The organism is Streptomyces sp. NPDC047130 (assembly GCF_040643475.1).
Classification (GTDB): domain Bacteria; phylum Actinomycetota; class Actinomycetes; order Streptomycetales; family Streptomycetaceae; genus Streptomyces.
The window spans coordinates 335068-350775 of sequence record NZ_JBEYUK010000002.1; the positions used below are offsets into that span (position 1 = coordinate 335068).

At 74.8% G+C, this 15708-nt stretch carries 15 protein-coding genes and 1 tRNA gene; 6 read left to right on the forward strand and 10 right to left on the reverse strand.

Going from position 1 to position 15708, the window contains the following annotated elements; translation table 11 throughout:
* Nucleotides 1-83 precede the first annotated feature (83 nt).
* Both ABZ836_RS04050 and ABZ836_RS04055 read left to right on the forward strand, forming a co-directional pair.
* Nucleotides 84-734: an HNH endonuclease family protein gene (locus ABZ836_RS04050; RefSeq protein WP_361139018.1), complete on the forward strand. Its 651-nt coding sequence runs from the start codon at nucleotides 84-86 to the stop codon at nucleotides 732-734.
* 718 nt (nucleotides 735-1452) lie between these two features.
* Nucleotides 1453-1875, forward strand: coding sequence for a DoxX family protein (locus tag ABZ836_RS04055; protein ID WP_356131579.1), 423 nt, complete (start codon nucleotides 1453-1455; stop codon nucleotides 1873-1875).
* On the opposite strand, the gene ABZ836_RS04060 is transcribed toward ABZ836_RS04055, so the two are convergent.
* The gene (locus ABZ836_RS04060; protein WP_361139021.1) at nucleotides 1841-2443 is read right to left on the reverse strand and encodes a superoxide dismutase family protein; all 603 of its coding nucleotides are present in this window, start codon (nucleotides 2441-2443) and stop codon (nucleotides 1841-1843) included. The two genes, ABZ836_RS04055 and ABZ836_RS04060, sit on opposite strands and share 35 nt — an antisense overlap.
* A 231-nt stretch (nucleotides 2444-2674) precedes the next feature.
* On the opposite strand from ABZ836_RS04060, the gene ABZ836_RS04065 reads away from it, so the two are divergent.
* On the forward strand, nucleotides 2675-3328 hold the full coding sequence (locus tag ABZ836_RS04065; protein WP_361139024.1) for a VTT domain-containing protein: 654 nt from the start codon (nucleotides 2675-2677) through the stop codon (nucleotides 3326-3328).
* Between the two features lie 229 nt (nucleotides 3329-3557).
* Here ABZ836_RS04065 and ABZ836_RS04070 read toward each other — a convergent pair whose 3' ends face one another.
* From ABZ836_RS04070 to ABZ836_RS04080, 3 genes are all read right to left on the reverse strand, one after another.
* Entirely contained in the window at nucleotides 3558-3929 is a 372-nt protein-coding gene (locus ABZ836_RS04070; RefSeq protein WP_361139027.1) for a hypothetical protein, read from the reverse strand.
* Nucleotides 3930-4255: 326 nt separating this feature from the next.
* Nucleotides 4256-4489, reverse strand: a complete 234-nt coding sequence (locus tag ABZ836_RS04075) for a DUF2277 domain-containing protein (protein ID WP_356131243.1) — start codon at nucleotides 4487-4489, stop codon at nucleotides 4256-4258.
* Between the two features lie 80 nt (nucleotides 4490-4569).
* The gene (locus ABZ836_RS04080; protein WP_361139031.1) at nucleotides 4570-5295 is read right to left on the reverse strand and encodes a class I SAM-dependent methyltransferase; all 726 of its coding nucleotides are present in this window, start codon (nucleotides 5293-5295) and stop codon (nucleotides 4570-4572) included.
* Between the two features lie 148 nt (nucleotides 5296-5443).
* Between ABZ836_RS04080 and ABZ836_RS04085 the strand changes: the two genes are divergently transcribed.
* Nucleotides 5444-5785: a hypothetical protein gene (locus tag ABZ836_RS04085; RefSeq protein ID WP_356131245.1), complete on the forward strand. Its 342-nt coding sequence runs from the start codon at nucleotides 5444-5446 to the stop codon at nucleotides 5783-5785.
* Between the two features lie 525 nt (nucleotides 5786-6310).
* Here ABZ836_RS04085 and ABZ836_RS04090 read toward each other — a convergent pair.
* Nucleotides 6311-6382, reverse strand: a tRNA-Val gene (locus ABZ836_RS04090).
* A gap of 222 nt (nucleotides 6383-6604) precedes the next feature.
* Between ABZ836_RS04090 and ABZ836_RS04095 the strand changes: the two genes are divergently transcribed.
* The gene (locus tag ABZ836_RS04095; protein WP_361139352.1) at nucleotides 6605-7870 is read left to right on the forward strand and encodes a hypothetical protein; all 1266 of its coding nucleotides are present in this window, start codon (nucleotides 6605-6607) and stop codon (nucleotides 7868-7870) included.
* A 225-nt stretch (nucleotides 7871-8095) separates the two neighbouring features.
* On the opposite strand, the gene ABZ836_RS04100 is transcribed toward ABZ836_RS04095, so the two are convergent.
* From ABZ836_RS04100 to ABZ836_RS04115, 4 genes are all read right to left on the reverse strand, one after another.
* Entirely contained in the window at nucleotides 8096-8317 is a 222-nt protein-coding gene (locus tag ABZ836_RS04100; RefSeq protein ID WP_356131248.1) for a zinc ribbon domain-containing protein, read from the reverse strand.
* Between the two features lie 440 nt (nucleotides 8318-8757).
* The gene (locus ABZ836_RS04105; protein WP_361139034.1) at nucleotides 8758-9648 is read right to left on the reverse strand and encodes an HAD family hydrolase; all 891 of its coding nucleotides are present in this window, start codon (nucleotides 9646-9648) and stop codon (nucleotides 8758-8760) included.
* Nucleotides 9645-12185 carry a phosphoribosyltransferase gene (locus ABZ836_RS04110; protein WP_361139037.1) on the reverse strand — a complete coding sequence of 847 codons (2541 nt, stop codon included), beginning with the start codon at nucleotides 12183-12185 and terminating at the stop codon, nucleotides 9645-9647. Before ABZ836_RS04110 ends, ABZ836_RS04105 begins: the two co-directional genes overlap by 4 nt.
* Before the next feature lie 248 nt (nucleotides 12186-12433).
* On the reverse strand, nucleotides 12434-13615 hold the full coding sequence (locus ABZ836_RS04115) for an HpcH/HpaI aldolase/citrate lyase family protein (RefSeq protein ID WP_361139040.1): 1182 nt from the start codon (nucleotides 13613-13615) through the stop codon (nucleotides 12434-12436).
* Nucleotides 13616-13819: 204 nt separating this feature from the next.
* Here ABZ836_RS04115 and ABZ836_RS04120 point away from each other — a divergent pair, with 204 nt between their 5' ends.
* Nucleotides 13820-14668 carry a TerD family protein gene (locus ABZ836_RS04120; protein ID WP_356131256.1) on the forward strand — a complete coding sequence of 283 codons (849 nt, stop codon included), beginning with the start codon at nucleotides 13820-13822 and terminating at the stop codon, nucleotides 14666-14668.
* 112 nt (nucleotides 14669-14780) lie between these two features.
* Here ABZ836_RS04120 and ABZ836_RS04125 read toward each other — a convergent pair whose 3' ends face one another.
* Nucleotides 14781-15584, reverse strand: coding sequence for a Tellurium resistance (locus tag ABZ836_RS04125; RefSeq protein WP_361139044.1), 804 nt, complete (start codon nucleotides 15582-15584; stop codon nucleotides 14781-14783).
* Nucleotides 15585-15708 lie beyond the last annotated feature (124 nt).

Below are 15708 nucleotides of genomic sequence, written 5' to 3' on the forward strand. Positions count from 1 at the left end.
CACCGGCTGCTCATCCGCCGGCAACGTGACGCGACGAGCATGCCGTCGTCCGCGCTCCACTCCTCCCAACCGAGGGACTTCGCATGCCCAAGTTCTACGCGCGTCACGGTCGTCGTTTCGGCATAGTCACGGCGCTGGCCGGGATCCTCGCCTCGCTGGGCCTGTTCACCGCCCCGAGCGCCTCCGCCGCCCTGCCGACGCCGGTCAGCGCCACCACCGCCCGTAGCTACCTCGCCGCCCTCCCGGTCCAGACGGAGGTGCGCACCGGTTACAACCGCGACCTCTTCCCGCACTGGATCACCATCAGCGGCGCCTGCAACACCCGCGAGACCGTGCTCAAGCGCGACGGTTCCGGCGTCGTCACCGACTCCTCCTGCGCCGCGACCAGCGGCAGCTGGTACTCGCCCTTCGACGGCGCGACCTGGTCCCTCGCCTCCGACGTGGACATCGACCACCTGGTGCCGCTCGCCGAGGCATGGGACTCCGGCGCCCGCAACTGGACCACCGCGCAGCGCCAGGCCTTCGCCAACGACCTGACCCGCCCCCAGCTGCTCGCCGTCACCGACAACGTGAACCAGGCGAAGGGCGACCAGGACCCCGCCACCTGGATGCCGTCCCGCACCGCGTACCGCTGCACCTACGTCCGCGCCTGGGTGCAGGTGAAGTACTACTACAACCTCTCGGTGGACTCCGCCGAGAAGAGCGCGCTGACCAGCTACCTGTCCGGCTGCTGAGCCGGAGCCGGCCCCAGCCGGTCGCACCGCCGAGTCGGCCCTGACCGGTCGGCGCGCCCTCGCCCCGACGGGGTTGACGCTCCGCCCCGTCTCCCGCCCGGCTCCGACGCCCCGGCCGCGGCCCCGCCGTCACTCTCCCTGGTGACCTGGTGGGCCACGGCCGGGGCGGGGCTCCTCGGTCCGATCACACTGTCCTCGATCGGCCCATCCCGAGGAGCCCACCATGCCCCAGCCCTCGCACGACGCCTCGAACGACGCCTCGCACGACACCTCCGCCGCGGCCGCCGCGGCCCAGGGCCCACCCGCCGACGCACCCACGCCCACCGCCGGAGTGCCCGCCCCCTCCGTCGAGAGGTCCGCCACCACCACCGAGGTGCCCGCGCCCACCGCCGAGGTGCCCGCACCCACCGCCGGCGTGAGCGCGTCCACCGCCGAGTCGCCCGCACCCACCCACGAGTCGCTCGCCGCGTCCGCCGAGTCGCCCGCACCCCGCGCCGAGGTGCCCGCCCCTTGCGCCGAGTCGCCCGCCCTGTCGACCGCGACGCCCGCCCTGTCGACCCCGTTGCCCGCCCCGGCCGCCGAGGTGCCGGCACCCTCCTCCGACGTACCGGCGGCCTCCCCCGCGGCCGAAGCGCACGGGACCGCCGTGGCCGCGGCGGCGGCCCCCGCGCCCCGGGACGGGCGGCCCGCCTCCCTCGCGCTCGCCGTCGACCTCGGCATCGCGACGGCCCGCCGCTACGTCCTGGCCCTCTTCCGCGCCGTGACCGGCCTGCTGTTCGCCTGCCACGGCGCCGCCTCGCTCTTCGGCGTGCTGGGCGGCGCCCACGGCACCGGGGGCACCGCCCCGATCGGCGCCTGGCCCGGCTGGTACGCGGCGGTCATCCAGCTCGTCGGCGGCGCCCTCGTCCTCCTGGGACTCGGCACCCGCGCCGCCGCGCTGGTCTGCTCCGGCTCGATGGCCTACGCGTACTTCTCCGTCCACCAGGCGCGCGACCTGTGGCCGCTGCTGAACGGTGGTGAGCCGGCCGCCCTCTTCTGCTGGTCCTTCCTCCTTCTCGTCGTCACCGGGCCGGGCGCCCTCTCGCTGGGCGCCCCGCTCCGTCGTCTCACTTCGCGGTCGTCCACCCGAACGGCACGGTGAAGCAACCGACGCGGGCGCCCGAGGATCCGGGCTCGTCGTGGATCACCACGGAGGACGCCCCGCCCTTGCGGAAGCCCCAGTCGTGATGGGCCGAGGCCTTGCCGGAGCCCTTCGCGTCGGCCGTGAAGTCCAGCCAGACCTCGTTGCGCGGGTTGACCGCCGCCGGGTCGGTGGACGGCTTGTGCTGGTAGTGCCCGCCGGCCGCGGCGGGGTCGGCGGCGCACGGCTTGGTGTGCACGTGGACGCCGTAGGCGTGGCCCGCCTTCAGCCCCTTCACCCGGAGCGTCACCGTGGTCGCCCCGCCGGGAGCCGTCCGCTGCCCGACCTGCACCCAGGAGCCCACCGGAACCAGCTTCTTGTCGTAGGTGAACGCCGTGGTCGCGGTCTTCTTCGGTGCGAACACGCCCTCCGTCGTCATCCGGAAACCCGGCTTCCCGCCGTGGGCGTGCTGCCCACCGTCGCCGCCCGCCACGGCGATCCCGCCCGTCCCCAGCACGGCCATCGCCACGACACCCGCGCACACTCCCGCCCGAACTGCCATCTCCACCCGCTCCTCACTGTCGGTCATTCGGTCACTGCTCGCCGTCGGTCGGCACTCCCGTTGATACGGGAGGAGGCCGCGCCGCGCTCGTCGACACCGGCACAAGGAGGAACGGGACCTTGTGGACATACGTGCCCCCGAGGAACGTCAATCACCTGATCGGCGTAGTCTCTTGCCAGTCGTCCGTCATCGGCCGCCCCTGCAGCTCCCTGCGACGCCGCGGCCCGGTAACAGCCGGGAGAGGTCCGGGAGAGAGCCGTGTGGGAGAGCGTGGGAACCCTGGCCACCAGTCCGTGGATCTACGGACTGATCGTGATCTCCATCCTGCTGGACGTCTTCCTGCCGGTGTTGCCCAGCGGCGTGCTGGTCGCGGCCGCCGCCACCGCGGCGGCGGCGGGAACGGGAGCCGCCGCGGCCGGTGCCGACACGGTGTCCGGCACGGCCACGGACGTCCCCGACCTGATCGTCCTCACCCTGTGCGCCACGACGGCTTCCGTCCTGGGTGACCTGGCCGCCTTCCGGATCGGCCTGCGCGGCGGCCCGTGCCTGGACCGGGTGCTGGCCCGCTCGCGCCGCCTGCGCACCGCGCAGGCCCGGCTCGGCGCGGCCCTGGCCCGTGGCGGCGGCGCGCTCTTCCTGGTCGCCCGGTTCGCTCCCGCCGGCCGCTCGGTGGTCAGCCTGGGGGCGGGCGTGGCGCAGCGCCGGGTGAGCCAGTTCCTGCCCTGGTCGGTGCTGGCGGGCGTGAGCTGGGCCGGCTACAGCATCGCCCTCGGCTACTTCGGCGGCCAGTGGCTGGGCGCCGGGTGGATCACCATGGCGGTCTCGGTGCTCTCCCTGTTCCTCGCGGGGGCCGCCGCCGCGTACCTGCTCCGCCGCCCCCTCGGCGACACCGCTCCCTCGGCGACGACCTGAGTCAGCCACCTCGCTGCGGGACCGACAGCCTCGGCAGCCTCGGCGGCCTCGGCGGCCACCCACCAGGCCCCCGCCGGACCCCGACCGAGCTCCGGCCGGGCTCCGGTCTCCGGCCGGGCTCCGGTCTCCGGCCGGTCCGGCCACCGCGCCGCGGACACACGGACACGACTCGCCCCCGCCGGCGGGGGCCGACGGGGGCGGAGATCCGAAGGGGCTGAGCGGTCACCGGTCAGCGGCGACGGTCACGGTCGCGGCGGTCGCGGTCGTACCGGTCGCGGTCGCGGTCCCAGCGGTCCCGGTCCCAGCGGTCGCGGTCGCGGTCCCGGTCCCAGCGGTCGCAGTCGCGGCTGTGGTGCCTGCCGTGGTCGCGGCGGTCACGGTCGCGGTCACGGCGCCAGCACCGGTCGTGCCGGTCCCGACAGCGGTCGCCGCGCCAGTTGTGGCGGTCGTGGTCCCGGTGCTTGTGGCAGCGGTCCACGCCGGCGCTCTGCGAGGCCGTGGTCTCCGGTGCGGTCGGCGCGGCCGACGCGGTTCCGGTGGCCAGGCCCGCGACCAGGGCGAAGGCGGCGACGGTGGTGGCGGTGATGTGGCGGATACCCAAGGTTCCCTCCAGGACGATCCATGACGCGCACCCGTGACCCCGGCCGTGAGGCATGGGGATACGTTTCCGCGTCCGGTGGACTTCGCGTCCGTTTCTACTCGTCCCGCAGGTCCGTTTTCCGTGCCTTGCGAAGACTGTCCCCCGTTCGGCCCAGCGCGCGCTCCACCGCGCCCGCGCGCACCGGTGCGGGAGGCGCGGAGGGCGCCGGCACCCGGCACCCGGCACCGGCACCCGGCACCGAACCCGGGCACCTGACGGAAGGCCGGAAGGCCGCACGAGGACCGAACCCGGGCGGGAACCCGGGCCAGGGACCGCGGCGGCGCCGCCTAGCCCGTCGTGGCCCTCGCGCCGCTCCCCCGCACCTCCAGCTGCGCGAGCAGGTCCGCCGTCGCCGAGGCGACCGCGTCCACCGCCGCGTCGAACACCTCGCGGTTGTGCGCCGCGGGCGCGCGGAACCCGGAGACCTTCCGCACGTACTGCAGCGCGGCGGCCCTGATCTCTTCCTCCGTGGCCTCGTCCGGCAGCGCCGGCGGACGGAGCGTCTTGATGCTGCGACACATACGTCCAGTGTGGCGCGTGGGCGGCCCGTGCCGCACGGTTCCGGGCGCACGGTTCACGGCCGCCCGCCCCCGTGCGGCGCTCACGTCCGCCGCGCGACGAAGACCAGTTCCCGCCCCGGCCGGTCCGGCGCGTCCCGGATCCCCTCCACCGCGAAACCGTGCCCGGCCAGGTCCCGCTCGACCTCGTCCCGGTCCCGGAACCGCAGCGTCGAGTCCGAAGTGAGCACCGCTCCGTCGGACGAGAAGACGTAGGTCCAGCGGAAGCTCACCAGCGGCGGGTCGACCTCGACCAGCTCGACCCAGCTCTCGACGGCCCCCTCCCCCGGCACCTCCGTGACCTGCCAGGACCTCTCCCGCGTCCACTCCTCCCAGGCGCGCCGGGCCGGGTCACGCGTCTCGAACACCAGCCGCCCGCCGGGCCGCAGCGCCGCGCGGGCGCCCTCCAGGGTCCCGTGCCACGACTGGGGCGCGACGATCGCCTGGGCGACGATCGCCGTCATCGTCGCCAGGTCCACCCGCAGCGGCGGCAGCTCCGTCGCGTCCCCGTGGATCCACCGCACCCGCCCGCTCCCCGGCTTCGCCCGCGCGACGTCGACGGACGCCGCGGCGGGATCGACGCCCACGACCTCGATCCCCCGCTCGGCCAGCAGCAGGGCAAAGACCCCCGTGCCGCAGCCGATGTCCAGCACCCGGCGCGCCCCGAACTCCTCCGCCATCCGCAGATAGGCGTCGAGATCACCGCGGTCGGGGTCCAGCGGGTCGTAGAGCGCCGCGAGCCGGGTATGCCGGAAGCCTTCGTCGGTCACGCAGGCGAACGTAGACGGATTGGAGTGGGACCCACCACGGACTTTTCGCCGTCCGGCGATCAAACACCGACAACGCAGGACACCCGTTCGAGGGAAACCATCGGGTCGAACTCGCCTCACTAAATCGAACAGGCGTAGCATTGCCGACGTGGCCAAGACCTACGACTTTCCGAGCGACCTGCTCGACGGTCAGGCGGAGTTGCACCAGGTCAGGGCCGAGCTCTCGGCCCTCCTCAAGCGCCTCCCCTGGTCCGTCGACCCCCACGACGGCTTCAGCGACGACAACGGCTGGCGCAAGGTCGAGCGTCCCGCCTCCCCCGGCTGGACGCCGGACGAACAGGAACAGGTCGAGAAGCTGCGCCGCCGGGAGCACGAGTTGGCGGTGTTCGTGACGACGCACCCTTTCTGGAAGGAGGTACAGGGTCCCGACGCCCCGGAGGCCCGCTCGGGGCTCAAGCACGCCCATGACGAACACCGGGACAGCGCATGACGCCGTCTGCAGGCCCCGGTCAGGACTCACGGCCCGCACCGGACTCAGGAGCGCCCACCCTCCCCGCACTCCTCCAGCGGTTCCGCGGAAGCGGCCGCGTTGGTGATGGCGGGCTGGTCCGCGGGCACCGTGCCGTAGGTGCTCCGCAGCCAGCTCCTTGCCTTTTGGACGATCAACGCCTCGGTCCCGCCGGCCTCCGGGAAGGCGAAGACGCTGTACCTCCCCGGCCTTTCGAACGCGAGAAGCCGGTAGCGGTGGTCCCGGTACCAGTCCTTACGCGCAGCCCATGTGGCGGGCCACCATCGGCCGGGCCTGAGCCAGATCGTCGAGGGTGGTTCCGCGGGCCCACTCCTCCAACCGCGCCGACCGAATCCGGCGGCCCCGCCCATGGCGATCTCGCAGGCTCCCGCCCAGGTCGCCCTCGGTCCGGCAGGCCCCCCGTCGGTGCCGCCACCGGAGGCGGCAAAGAGGGCCGGAACAGTGCGAGGCCCCCGCGGCTGGTGCTCGCGGGGGCCTTTTCGCCGGTGCGCGCGGACGGTTTCGAACCGCCGACATCCGCCTTGTAAGGGCGGCGCTCTACCGCTGAGCTACGCGCGCAGGACAATACGAGCCGACAGCCTACCCTGCCGCTCCGGCACTCCCGCAAACTCCGCGTCCGGGGGGCGAACTGCTCGGGCCGTGTGGTGCGTCGACACAGGTGGGACAATGGCGGAGTCGGCCCGGCGGTGACGGGGAGTGGATGTGTCGGACAAGTCGTGGACGCCCGGGCCGGTCAAGGACGTGGTGGCGCTGCTGGCGCTGCCGCTGCTGCTGACGTCGATGGTGGCGGGGGCCTTCACGGGCGGCGGGACGCGGCGGTGGTTCGGGGGGCGGACGGACGACCGGCGGGCGCAGGCGCAGGAGGCGAAGGACCAGGCGGCGCAGGCCTTCTACGAGCTCGACACCGCGCAGCGGGAGCTGCGGTTGTCGCTGGAGACGATCCGGGCCGTCGACGAGTCGCCCGAGGCACGGCGGGCGCTCGCGTCGTTCGAGGAGTTCGGGCGGCGGGTCGACGAGGCCAGCCACCGGTACATCGAGGCGATCGACGCCCATGACCTGGACCGGGACGACCTGGACGCCGCCACCGCCGGCCGTGCGCGTGCCGAGTTGACCCGGGCGAAGGACGAGCTGGAGCAGGTGCGGCGCGAGCTGGAACGGTTCGCGGAGGGGCTCGGGCCCCTGCTGGACAAGGCGGAGACGCGGCTGGCCCGACTGGCGCCCTCCGTGGAACGGGCGCGGCAGGCGCTGCGGGCGGCGTCGGAGCAGTTGGACGTCACGCGCGGGGCGGGCCTGCGCGCCGACGACCTCGCGGCCCGGCTGGCCGCGCTGGGGCCGGAGCTGACCCTGTTGAACGAGGGCGCCGGACGGCACGGCGCGACGGCCACGCTGGATCGTGCCGACCGGGTGACGCGGGAGGCGGAGGCGGTCCGTGCGGAGGCGGCGCGGCTGCCGGAGCGGGCCGCGGAGATCGACCGGCGGCTGGTGTCGCTGCGGACCCGGGCCGAGGCGCTGGAGACCCGCGCCGACCAGGTCGAGCCGCTGCTGAGCGAGCTGCGGCGCGGCTTCACCCTGGCCTGCTGGGAGGACCTGCAGCAGGTGCCGGAGCTGGCGGAGCGGAACGTCACCCAGGCCGGGGAACGGCTGACCGAGGCGCGGGCGGCCCGTCAGGAGCAGCGGTGGGCGGACGCCACGGCGCTGCTGGCGACGGTGCGGGCGCTGCTGAACGCCGCGGACGAGGGAGTGTCCGCGGTCGGGGAGCGGCTGCGGCTGCTGGAGGCGGTGCGCAAGGACCCCGGCGCGGAGACCGAGCGCACCCGGTTCGCGGTGCGGGACGCGCAGCGGCTGGCGATGGCGGGACGGCACCGCCCGGACCCGCGGCACGCCGGTCCCCTGGACGCGGCGGCGGCACGCCTCGATCGCGCCGCGGCGGCGGTGGAGGGGGCGCGGCACCCGGACTGGTGGCGGTTCCTGCGGGAGACGCAGGCGGTGCGGGAGGACGTGGCACGGGTGGTCGCTGCGATCCGTGAGGAACGCGCGGCGGGGTGACCGGACGGGTCCCCGACCGACCGGAACCCGCCAGGGCCTACGCCAGGTCCTGGGCCGGGACCGGCCGGGCCCCGGCCCGCCCCTCCGGGACCTCCGTGACCTCCGGGACCCCCGGGACCCCCGGGACCCCCGGGACCCCCGGGAGCCTCCAGGGCCTCTCTGCCTCTGGGGCGCCTCCGGGACTTCCATGACCTCCGGGCGGGAGCGGACCGGCCGCTGTGCGGGTCAGCCGCAGCAGCCGCCACCGCAGCAGCCGCCACCGCCGCCGCCCGAGGGGGCGGGAGCCGGCGAGCCGCCGGAGCGGCCGCCCACGGCCACGGTGGAGAGGAGCTTCACGGTGTCCTCGTGGCCCGCGGGGCAGGGGGCGGGGGCGGAGGACTCCGCCATGGGGCGGCTGAGTTCGTACGTGTCGCCGCAGGTGCGGCAGCGGTACTCGTAACGAGGCATGGCCTCATTATGCGTTCCGGCCGCGGCTGCGGGGCCTGGCCCTGTGGAAAACCGTCGAGGAGAGCCGAGCCGCGGAGCCCAGCGAGCCCCAGCCCCACCCCGGCCCGCGTCGGCAGCGCCGCCCGCGTCGGCCCGCCCCGCGCCGGGATCCGGCGGAACCACGGCGTCCACGGGCCACGTCGTGCACCGCGGGGCCCGGTCGAGCGGGGCGAAGCGGCGGGGGCCGACGGGCAGCCACCGCGGCGGAAGCAGGACCCCGCCGCAGCGCCCGCCCCGCCGCCATGCCTGCACGGGCAGGCGAACAGGGCGGGCGAGCAGGGCGGGCGAGCAGGGTGGGCGAACAGGACGGGCGAACAGGGCAGGCGAGCAGGACGGGCAAGCAGGGCGGGCGAACAGGGCCCCACCGCAACGTGCGCGCCCCCCACGTCCCCCGCCCCCCGCTACCCCCGCACCGCGGCGAGGAACTCGCGCAGGATGCGCTCCCCGGCGAGGACCCCCCGCTCCACCAGCGGGACGACGGTGGGGGCGCCCCAGCCGGTGTCGGCGAGTTCGCCGTGGTTGGGGCGCCAGCCGCGGTCGACGGCGAGGAGGAGGTCGGCGTCCAGGAGGGAGTCGCCGGCGCCGAGCAGCAGGCCGGTCCCGGTGCGGCGGGCTACCTCGCGGACCGCGGCGCTCTTGGTGAGCGGCTTGGGCACGGCGTAGATCTTGCGGCCCTGGAGGGAGACCGTCCAGCCGCGGTTCTCGGCCCACTCGGCGAAGTCCTTGATCCACTGCGGCGGCAGCAGGTCCCGTTCGACGACCAGGTAGGCGAAGAGGTCCTCGGCGACCCGGTGCTTGCGCAGCCAGGCGGGGTCGGCGGTGCGGCGGAGGTGGTCGGAGACCTCGCCGAGCGGCGCGCACTCGTCGGCGAGGCGGGCGTCGACCGTGCGCCGCCAGTCCGGGTCGGAGACGCCGTCGACCAGCAGGTGGCCGCCGTTGGCGCAGATCGCGTAGCGGGGCGCGGGACCCGGCAGGTGGATGCGCTCGTACTGGGCGCGGGTGCGGGTGGTGGTGGGCACGAACCACGCGGTCTCGCCGAGTTCGGCGAGGAGTTCGCCCGCGGTCTCCGTCATGAAGGAGAGCGGTCGGTGCTCGTGGGTCTCGACGCACAGCAGCCGGGGGGCGTCCGGGTCCGGCATGGTGAGCGCGAGGGCGGCCGTGGAGTAGATGAGGGTCCGGTCCAGGTCGCTGGCGACGACGGCGCGAGGGCCGCCGGTATGGGATTCGGCGGCACGGGACCGGGGGTCGGGGGCCTCGGCGGTGGAGGACTCGGCGGTGGAGGACTCGGTCATCGCGCGGCCACCGCCCGTCCGTCGGTGCCGGTGGCGCCGCGCGTGAAGCGCGGGTGGATCAGTCCGACGCAGCTGTAGGGCAGGTCGTCCACCTCCTCGACCGGCACCCCGCGCTGGGCGGCGAGCAGCCGGACGTGGTCAAGGTCGGCGCCCGCGTCCTTGTGGGCGAGGATCTTCCACGGTACCCGGCGCAGCAGCACCCGGGTGGTCTCGCCCACACCGGGCTTCACCAGGTTGACGTCGTGGATGCCGTACTCCTCGCTGATCCGCTCCACGGCGGCCCAGCCCTCCCAGGTGGGGGTGCGGTCGGCGGCGAGGAGTTCCTTGGCGCGGGCCTCTGCGGCGTCGGCGACGTCGTCGTAGTGGGCCGAGACGGCGTCCAGGAAGGCGACGGAGACGTCGGATGCGGCCAGTTCGCGGTAGAACTTGGCGCCGTGGTAGTCGTGCGGGCCGACCAGGTCGGCGCGCAGCACGGTGCGCGATATCAGGCCGGAGACGGTCGAGTTGAGGCAGGCGGAGGGGATGAGGAAGTCCTCCCGGGTGCCGTGGGTGCGCACGCAGGAGCCGGGGTCGGCGAGCACCGCGATCTCCGGGTCGAAGCCGGTGATGCCCTCGGACGCCTCGAACTCCTCTATTGCGGCGGCCAGTTCGCGGGTGATGGCACCCTTGCCGGTCCAGCCGTCGACGAACACCACGTCGCGCGGGTCGTGGTGGGCGGCGAGCCAGCGCAGCGCGTTGGCGTCGATGCCGCGGCCACGGACGATGGAGACGGCGTAGTGCGCGAGGTCGAGGCCGTGCCGGTGGCGGGCCCAGCGGCGCATCAGGACGCCGACGGGGGTGCCGGCGCGGGCGAGGGAGACCAGCACGGTCTGCCCCGAGCGCGGCGCGCGTTCGGCCAGCACCGTCTCGGTGACCACGCCGACGGCCTCGGCGATCCGGGCGGCGGAGGTCTCCAGGGCGGCGTGGAAGAGCCGCTGGTAGTCGTCGCTGGGCTGGTACTCGACGGGCAGCGACTCGGCGTAGTGGGCGCCGCCGCTCTGGATCGCCTCCTCGCGTTCCTCGGTGGGCGCCTCGAGGGTGATGTCGGAGAGGTCCTGCAGGAGCCAGCCCACTTCGTCGGGGGCGTAGGAGGAGAAGTCCGGTCCGCGGAGGGGCTCTGGCAGCATGGCGGGCCTTTCGGATGCGCGCGCGGAAGCGCCCTGACGGGCGGTCCTCGCGGGGACGTGGCTGGGGACGACGGCGAGCAGCACCTGCGGGGTGTGCGCGGCGAGCTGGGCGAGCAGGCCGTCCGGGCCGTGCAGGGCGGAGGTGTCGGCGGTGGAGTCGACGACGGCGATCACGGCGTCGAAGCCGGCGCCGGCCACGTTGTACGCGAAGCGGTCGCCGGGGCCGTCGGCCGGGTCGTCGTGGGCGGGGAAGACCAGGCGGGTGCGGATGGCGTAGCCGGGGTCGTCGACCGCGAGGACCGGTGAACGGGTGGTGGTGGAGAACCGCACGTCGGTGTCGGGGAGGTTCCGCTCGAGCTCGGCGGCGAGCCGCAGCGGGGCGTACATCAGCTCCTCGGAGCCGAGGACGAGCACGCGGCCGCCGCGGCGGGCGGCGGACGGGAGCGCCTCGGTGAGGCGGCCGGTCATGGCGGGCAGGGCGGCGTCGAGGCGGGCGCGGTGGGCGGGGGTGAAGCCGTGCCGGCCGCCGTCGGGGAGGCCGTCGGGCCAGCCGAGGTCCACCCGGCGGACGGCGGAGGCCGCGGCCGTGCGCTGCTGCGGGACCAGGTCCGCGGTGCGGGGGGCGGCGGCCTCGGCCCGGGCCTCGTGCTCGGCGACCAGGGCCTGGCCCTTCTCCAGGACGTCCTCGGGCAGCCGGACCCGGCCGGAGGCGGTGGCGACCAGGTCGACGCGGGCGCCGATCTCCCGCGCGAAGGCGGCGAGCCGACCGCTGTCGGCGGGGGAACGGGTGTCGACCAGGGCGACCACCACGTACCGCTCGCGGGGGTAGCGGGCGTGCAGGGCGCGGATGGTGTTGAGGACGGTGTTGCCGGTGGAGAACTCGTCGTCGACCAGGACCAGTGGCCCGTCGCCGGCGAGCAGGGCGGGGTCCTCGGGGAGCAGGAGGTGGCTGGTGGCGTGGGAGTGGGACTCCTCGAAGCCGCCGGCCGGTTCCACGCCGGGGACGGGGCGGCGGGTGGAGTGCAGGCAGGGCGCGTCGCCGAGGCCGTCGGCGACCGAGTGGCCGAGGCCGGTGGCGGTCTCCGCGTAGCCGAGGACGACGGCGCGGGCGGCCTCCTCGGCGCCCAGCAGGTCCCGAACCCTGCGGCCGAGCGCGAGGCCGTGTCCGTGGACCACGGCGGGCGACTGCGGCACGTGCTTGCCGAGGACGTGGGAGACCAGCAGGTGGGCCCGCCGGGGATTGCGGCGCAGGGCGAGCCCCAGCAGGTCGCGCAGGGCCGGGTCGCCCTCCAGGGCGAGGCCCAGCCGTTCGGCGACCCAGGTGCCGGTCCAGGTCCCGGAGCGGTCCTCGGTGGTGTCGGCTGTCTTCATGTGTCCCTTGTGTGTCCGGCCGGCGCCTCGGTGGCGTGCGCCACCAGGTGCCGGCGACCGTCTGCCTGCGTCATCGCCCGGGTCGCCCTCCCCACGCCCCGCACCGCCGTGTGCGGCGGTCCGGGCCGCCCTCCCCACGCCCCGCACCGCCGTGTGCGGCAGCCGGGGCGGCCGGGCGTGCCGCGGCGGCGGGCCACTTCGTCGTGGCGCGGGCGGGCCGCCGGGCGGTCGCCGCGGCGCGGTGTCCCTCACGGGCAGGCGTCGGCGGCCGCGGCGAGCAGGTCGACGAAGCCCACGTCCTCGTGGGCGACGCCGAAGACCTCCGCGCGGAGCATGGTCCGCTCCGCCCACGCCCGGTGCGGCTTCACCTCGTTCATCTTGTTGGTGTACGCCGACCGCAGCACCCCGCCGCCGCCCCGCTCGGGCCGCAGGATGTCCTGCGCGTCGCAGAACTCCTCGTGGCTGACGACGGACAGCGCGTGGACCGGCTGCACGTGCGTGGGGTGGATGCAGGTCTTGCCCAGCAGTCCGTTGGCACGGTCCAGGGCGATCTCCCGGAGGAGGCCGTCCATGGCGTGCTCGATCAGGGTCTCACGCAGTTCCTGCGCCTCGCCCCGGAACGGGCTCTCCCGCAGCTGCGGCTTGAAGATACGTTCCTGCAGCCGGAAGTACTCCCAGACCGGGCCGGTGACGGTGAATCCGGTGCCGTCGGCCCGCCCCAGGACGTTGACCACGTCGGAGATGACCGAGGCGACGATCCGCACGTCGTAGGCGGTCATGTCGGGGGCCCGGCGCAGGCCGTACGCGGAGCAGAAGTCCGTGACGCCGAGCCGCAGCGCCAGCACCCGCTCGCGGTACTTGTCCACCACGTCGAAGATCCCGGTCAGGGTCTCGGTCCGGGACTCCAGGTACAGCAGCTCCGGGGACTCCAGGACCGGCATCACGAACAGCCGCCGGCCGCTGGACGTCTCCGCGTCGGCGGCGGCCTCGAGGTAGGGCGTGCCGCGTACGGGGGTGAACTTGGGCACCACGAAACCGGAGAGCAGCCGGACGGACGCGCCGAACCTGCGGACCAGGTCGCCGATCTGGCCCGGGTGCCGGACCCGCACGAACAGCAGCGGCAGCCGCTCGCCGGAGGTGTCGCCGAGCCGGGCGTCGAGTTCCGCGAACTGGCGGACCAGGTTCTCCTCGCCGGCCTCGACGTCCGCGTCGTCGATGGAGTCCTCCAGGCACAGCACCATCGAGACGACCCCGCGGGCGGCCTGCTTCAGCACGTCGTCGGCCAGCCGGGGACGGGTGGCCGGGCTGTAGAGGGTGGCTCCCAGCGCCGCGGAGAGGACCGGAGCGGGCGAATCGGCCGTGAACGCGCAGGGCTCCTGGTGGAAGAGGCGCTCTCGCACCTCCGGGGCTACGTGCCCGAAGTGACGCATTGGGGGTCCCCCGTGTGGATCAGCGGCCGAAAAGGGTGGCCGGTAATAGTACGTACGGATCGATTTCTGCAGTTCCCGGGGTCCGTGAAGTTCCGGTGACAGGCATATGTCCGCTCGGATTCACCCGAAGCCTGCCCGGGGGCGGTCCGGTCCGGCGGCACCCCCGCATTGTCCTGGCCAGAGCCAGAGGGCAGGATTGCCCGCATGACGCACGCGATGCTGAAGGGGTCGAACGTCCCGCTGGAGGCGGGCACGGTACGCGCCGTGCTCCGGTGGTCCGCCGGACCGGGGGCGCCGGACGTGGACGCCTCGGCGCTGCTGCTCGGGGCGGACGGTCGTGTGCGGTCCGACGCGGACTTCGTCTTCTACAACCAGCCACGGCATCCCTCCGGGAAGGTCTGGCGGCTCGGCAAGAAGCGCGTCACCGAGGGCCTCACCGACACGGTCCAGACGAACCTCGACGGTGTCGAGGCGGATGTCGGCCGTGTTCTGGTCGTCGCCTCCGCGGACGGCGTCCCGTTCTCCCGCGTGGAGGACCTGCGCATCCTGCTGTACGACGCGGACGTGCCGGACGGCGATCCGCTGGCGTATTTCGACATCGTGCCGGAGACGGGCGAGGAGACCGCCATGCTCTGCGGCGAGCTGTACCGCCGGGGCGGGAGCTGGAAGTTCCGCGCCCTCGGGGAGGGGTACGCGAACGGGCTCGAAGGCCTCGCGGCGGACTTCGGCATCTCGGTGGAGGAGCCGGAGGGCGACGCGGCCGGGGGGCCTTCGGAGGGGGCCGCCGCGGAGGGCGGGCCGGACTTCTCGCGGCCGTCGGCCGCGGTGCCGGCGGAGGAGGTCACGGCGCCCGCGATGGCGGCGCCGCCGACGACACCGGGGTACGGGTATCCGCCGCCGGCCACGCCGCAGGCGCCCGCGGGGTACGGGTATCCGCAGCCCGCTCCGGCGCAGCGGGTGCCGGCCCACGCCTCCGCGTACGGCTACCCCCAGCCCGTCGGCGACCAGGAGTTCCGCCTCCCCCCGATGGGCCCCCAGTTCCTCTCCCGCTGACGCCCCGGACCGGCCGACGCCCCGAAGGCACCGCACCCGCGCCGTAGCACCGGTCCCGTGCCGGGCGGAGCCCCTCGCGGGCGTCGGGGCGTCGGGTCAGCGGGGCATCGGGTCAGCGGGGGGTGGATTTGTGGCCGCGGCCCCAGTTGAGGCCCCAGCCGTAGAGGCGGTCGAGTTCCGCCTGGAACCCGTACACGTACCGCGCCTCCCGCCGGACGAAGATCTCCCCCTTGACGTTCTCGATCATGAGGACCGCGCAGGACCGCGCCTGCGGCTGCCGCTCGTCGAGGTCGATCTCGATCACCGGGTCCGCCCCGGCGAAGAGCGTCACCGTCGCCTCGGTGCGGTCGAAGGCCGGGGTGTCGTCGTAGATGTAGGCGAAGACCAGCAGCCGCCGGACGTCGCCCCGGTGGTCGAGGTTGATGTGCATGGTCTCGCCGGACCCGGACCCCGCCCGGTCGTCGCCGTCCAGCTTCACGTACGGCGGCTCGTTGATCGCCCCGTAGAGGCGCCCCAGCGGCTGCACGACGCCCTTGGAGCCGTCGGTGAGCTCGTACAGGCAGCCGAGATCCAGGTCGACGCGGACCATGGACTGGGTGTGCCCGACGATCTCCGGCGGCTTCAGCGCCCGCAGCGGATGCCGCAGCAGGCTCGCCCGGGCGCCGCCGCCCAGGTCGGAGCTCCGCATCCGCCAGGCGAGCTGGACCCGCAGGTTGCCGGTGTCGGCGCCCTGCTTGGTCAGCGAGACCCGGCGCCGCCGGCCGGTCAGCCGGACCGGCCCGCCCCGCGCGCCCCCGGTGTCGAACCCGGCCGCGTGCCACGGCCGCAGCCCGTCGAAGAATCCGGAGAACCCCGAGAACGGCGCGAAGCCCTGCCGCGCACCCCGCTCCCCGGATCCCTGTTCCGTGGAAGCCATCCCGTCCACCCCTCACATCTCGTGACTCGCCCCGCGACCGACGCGCCGCGGGGCGGCCCGAGGACGACTGCTCGTCCTCGACGACCGCCCCGCAGAGAGCGTTCCCTTGCCGAAGGGTGCGGTA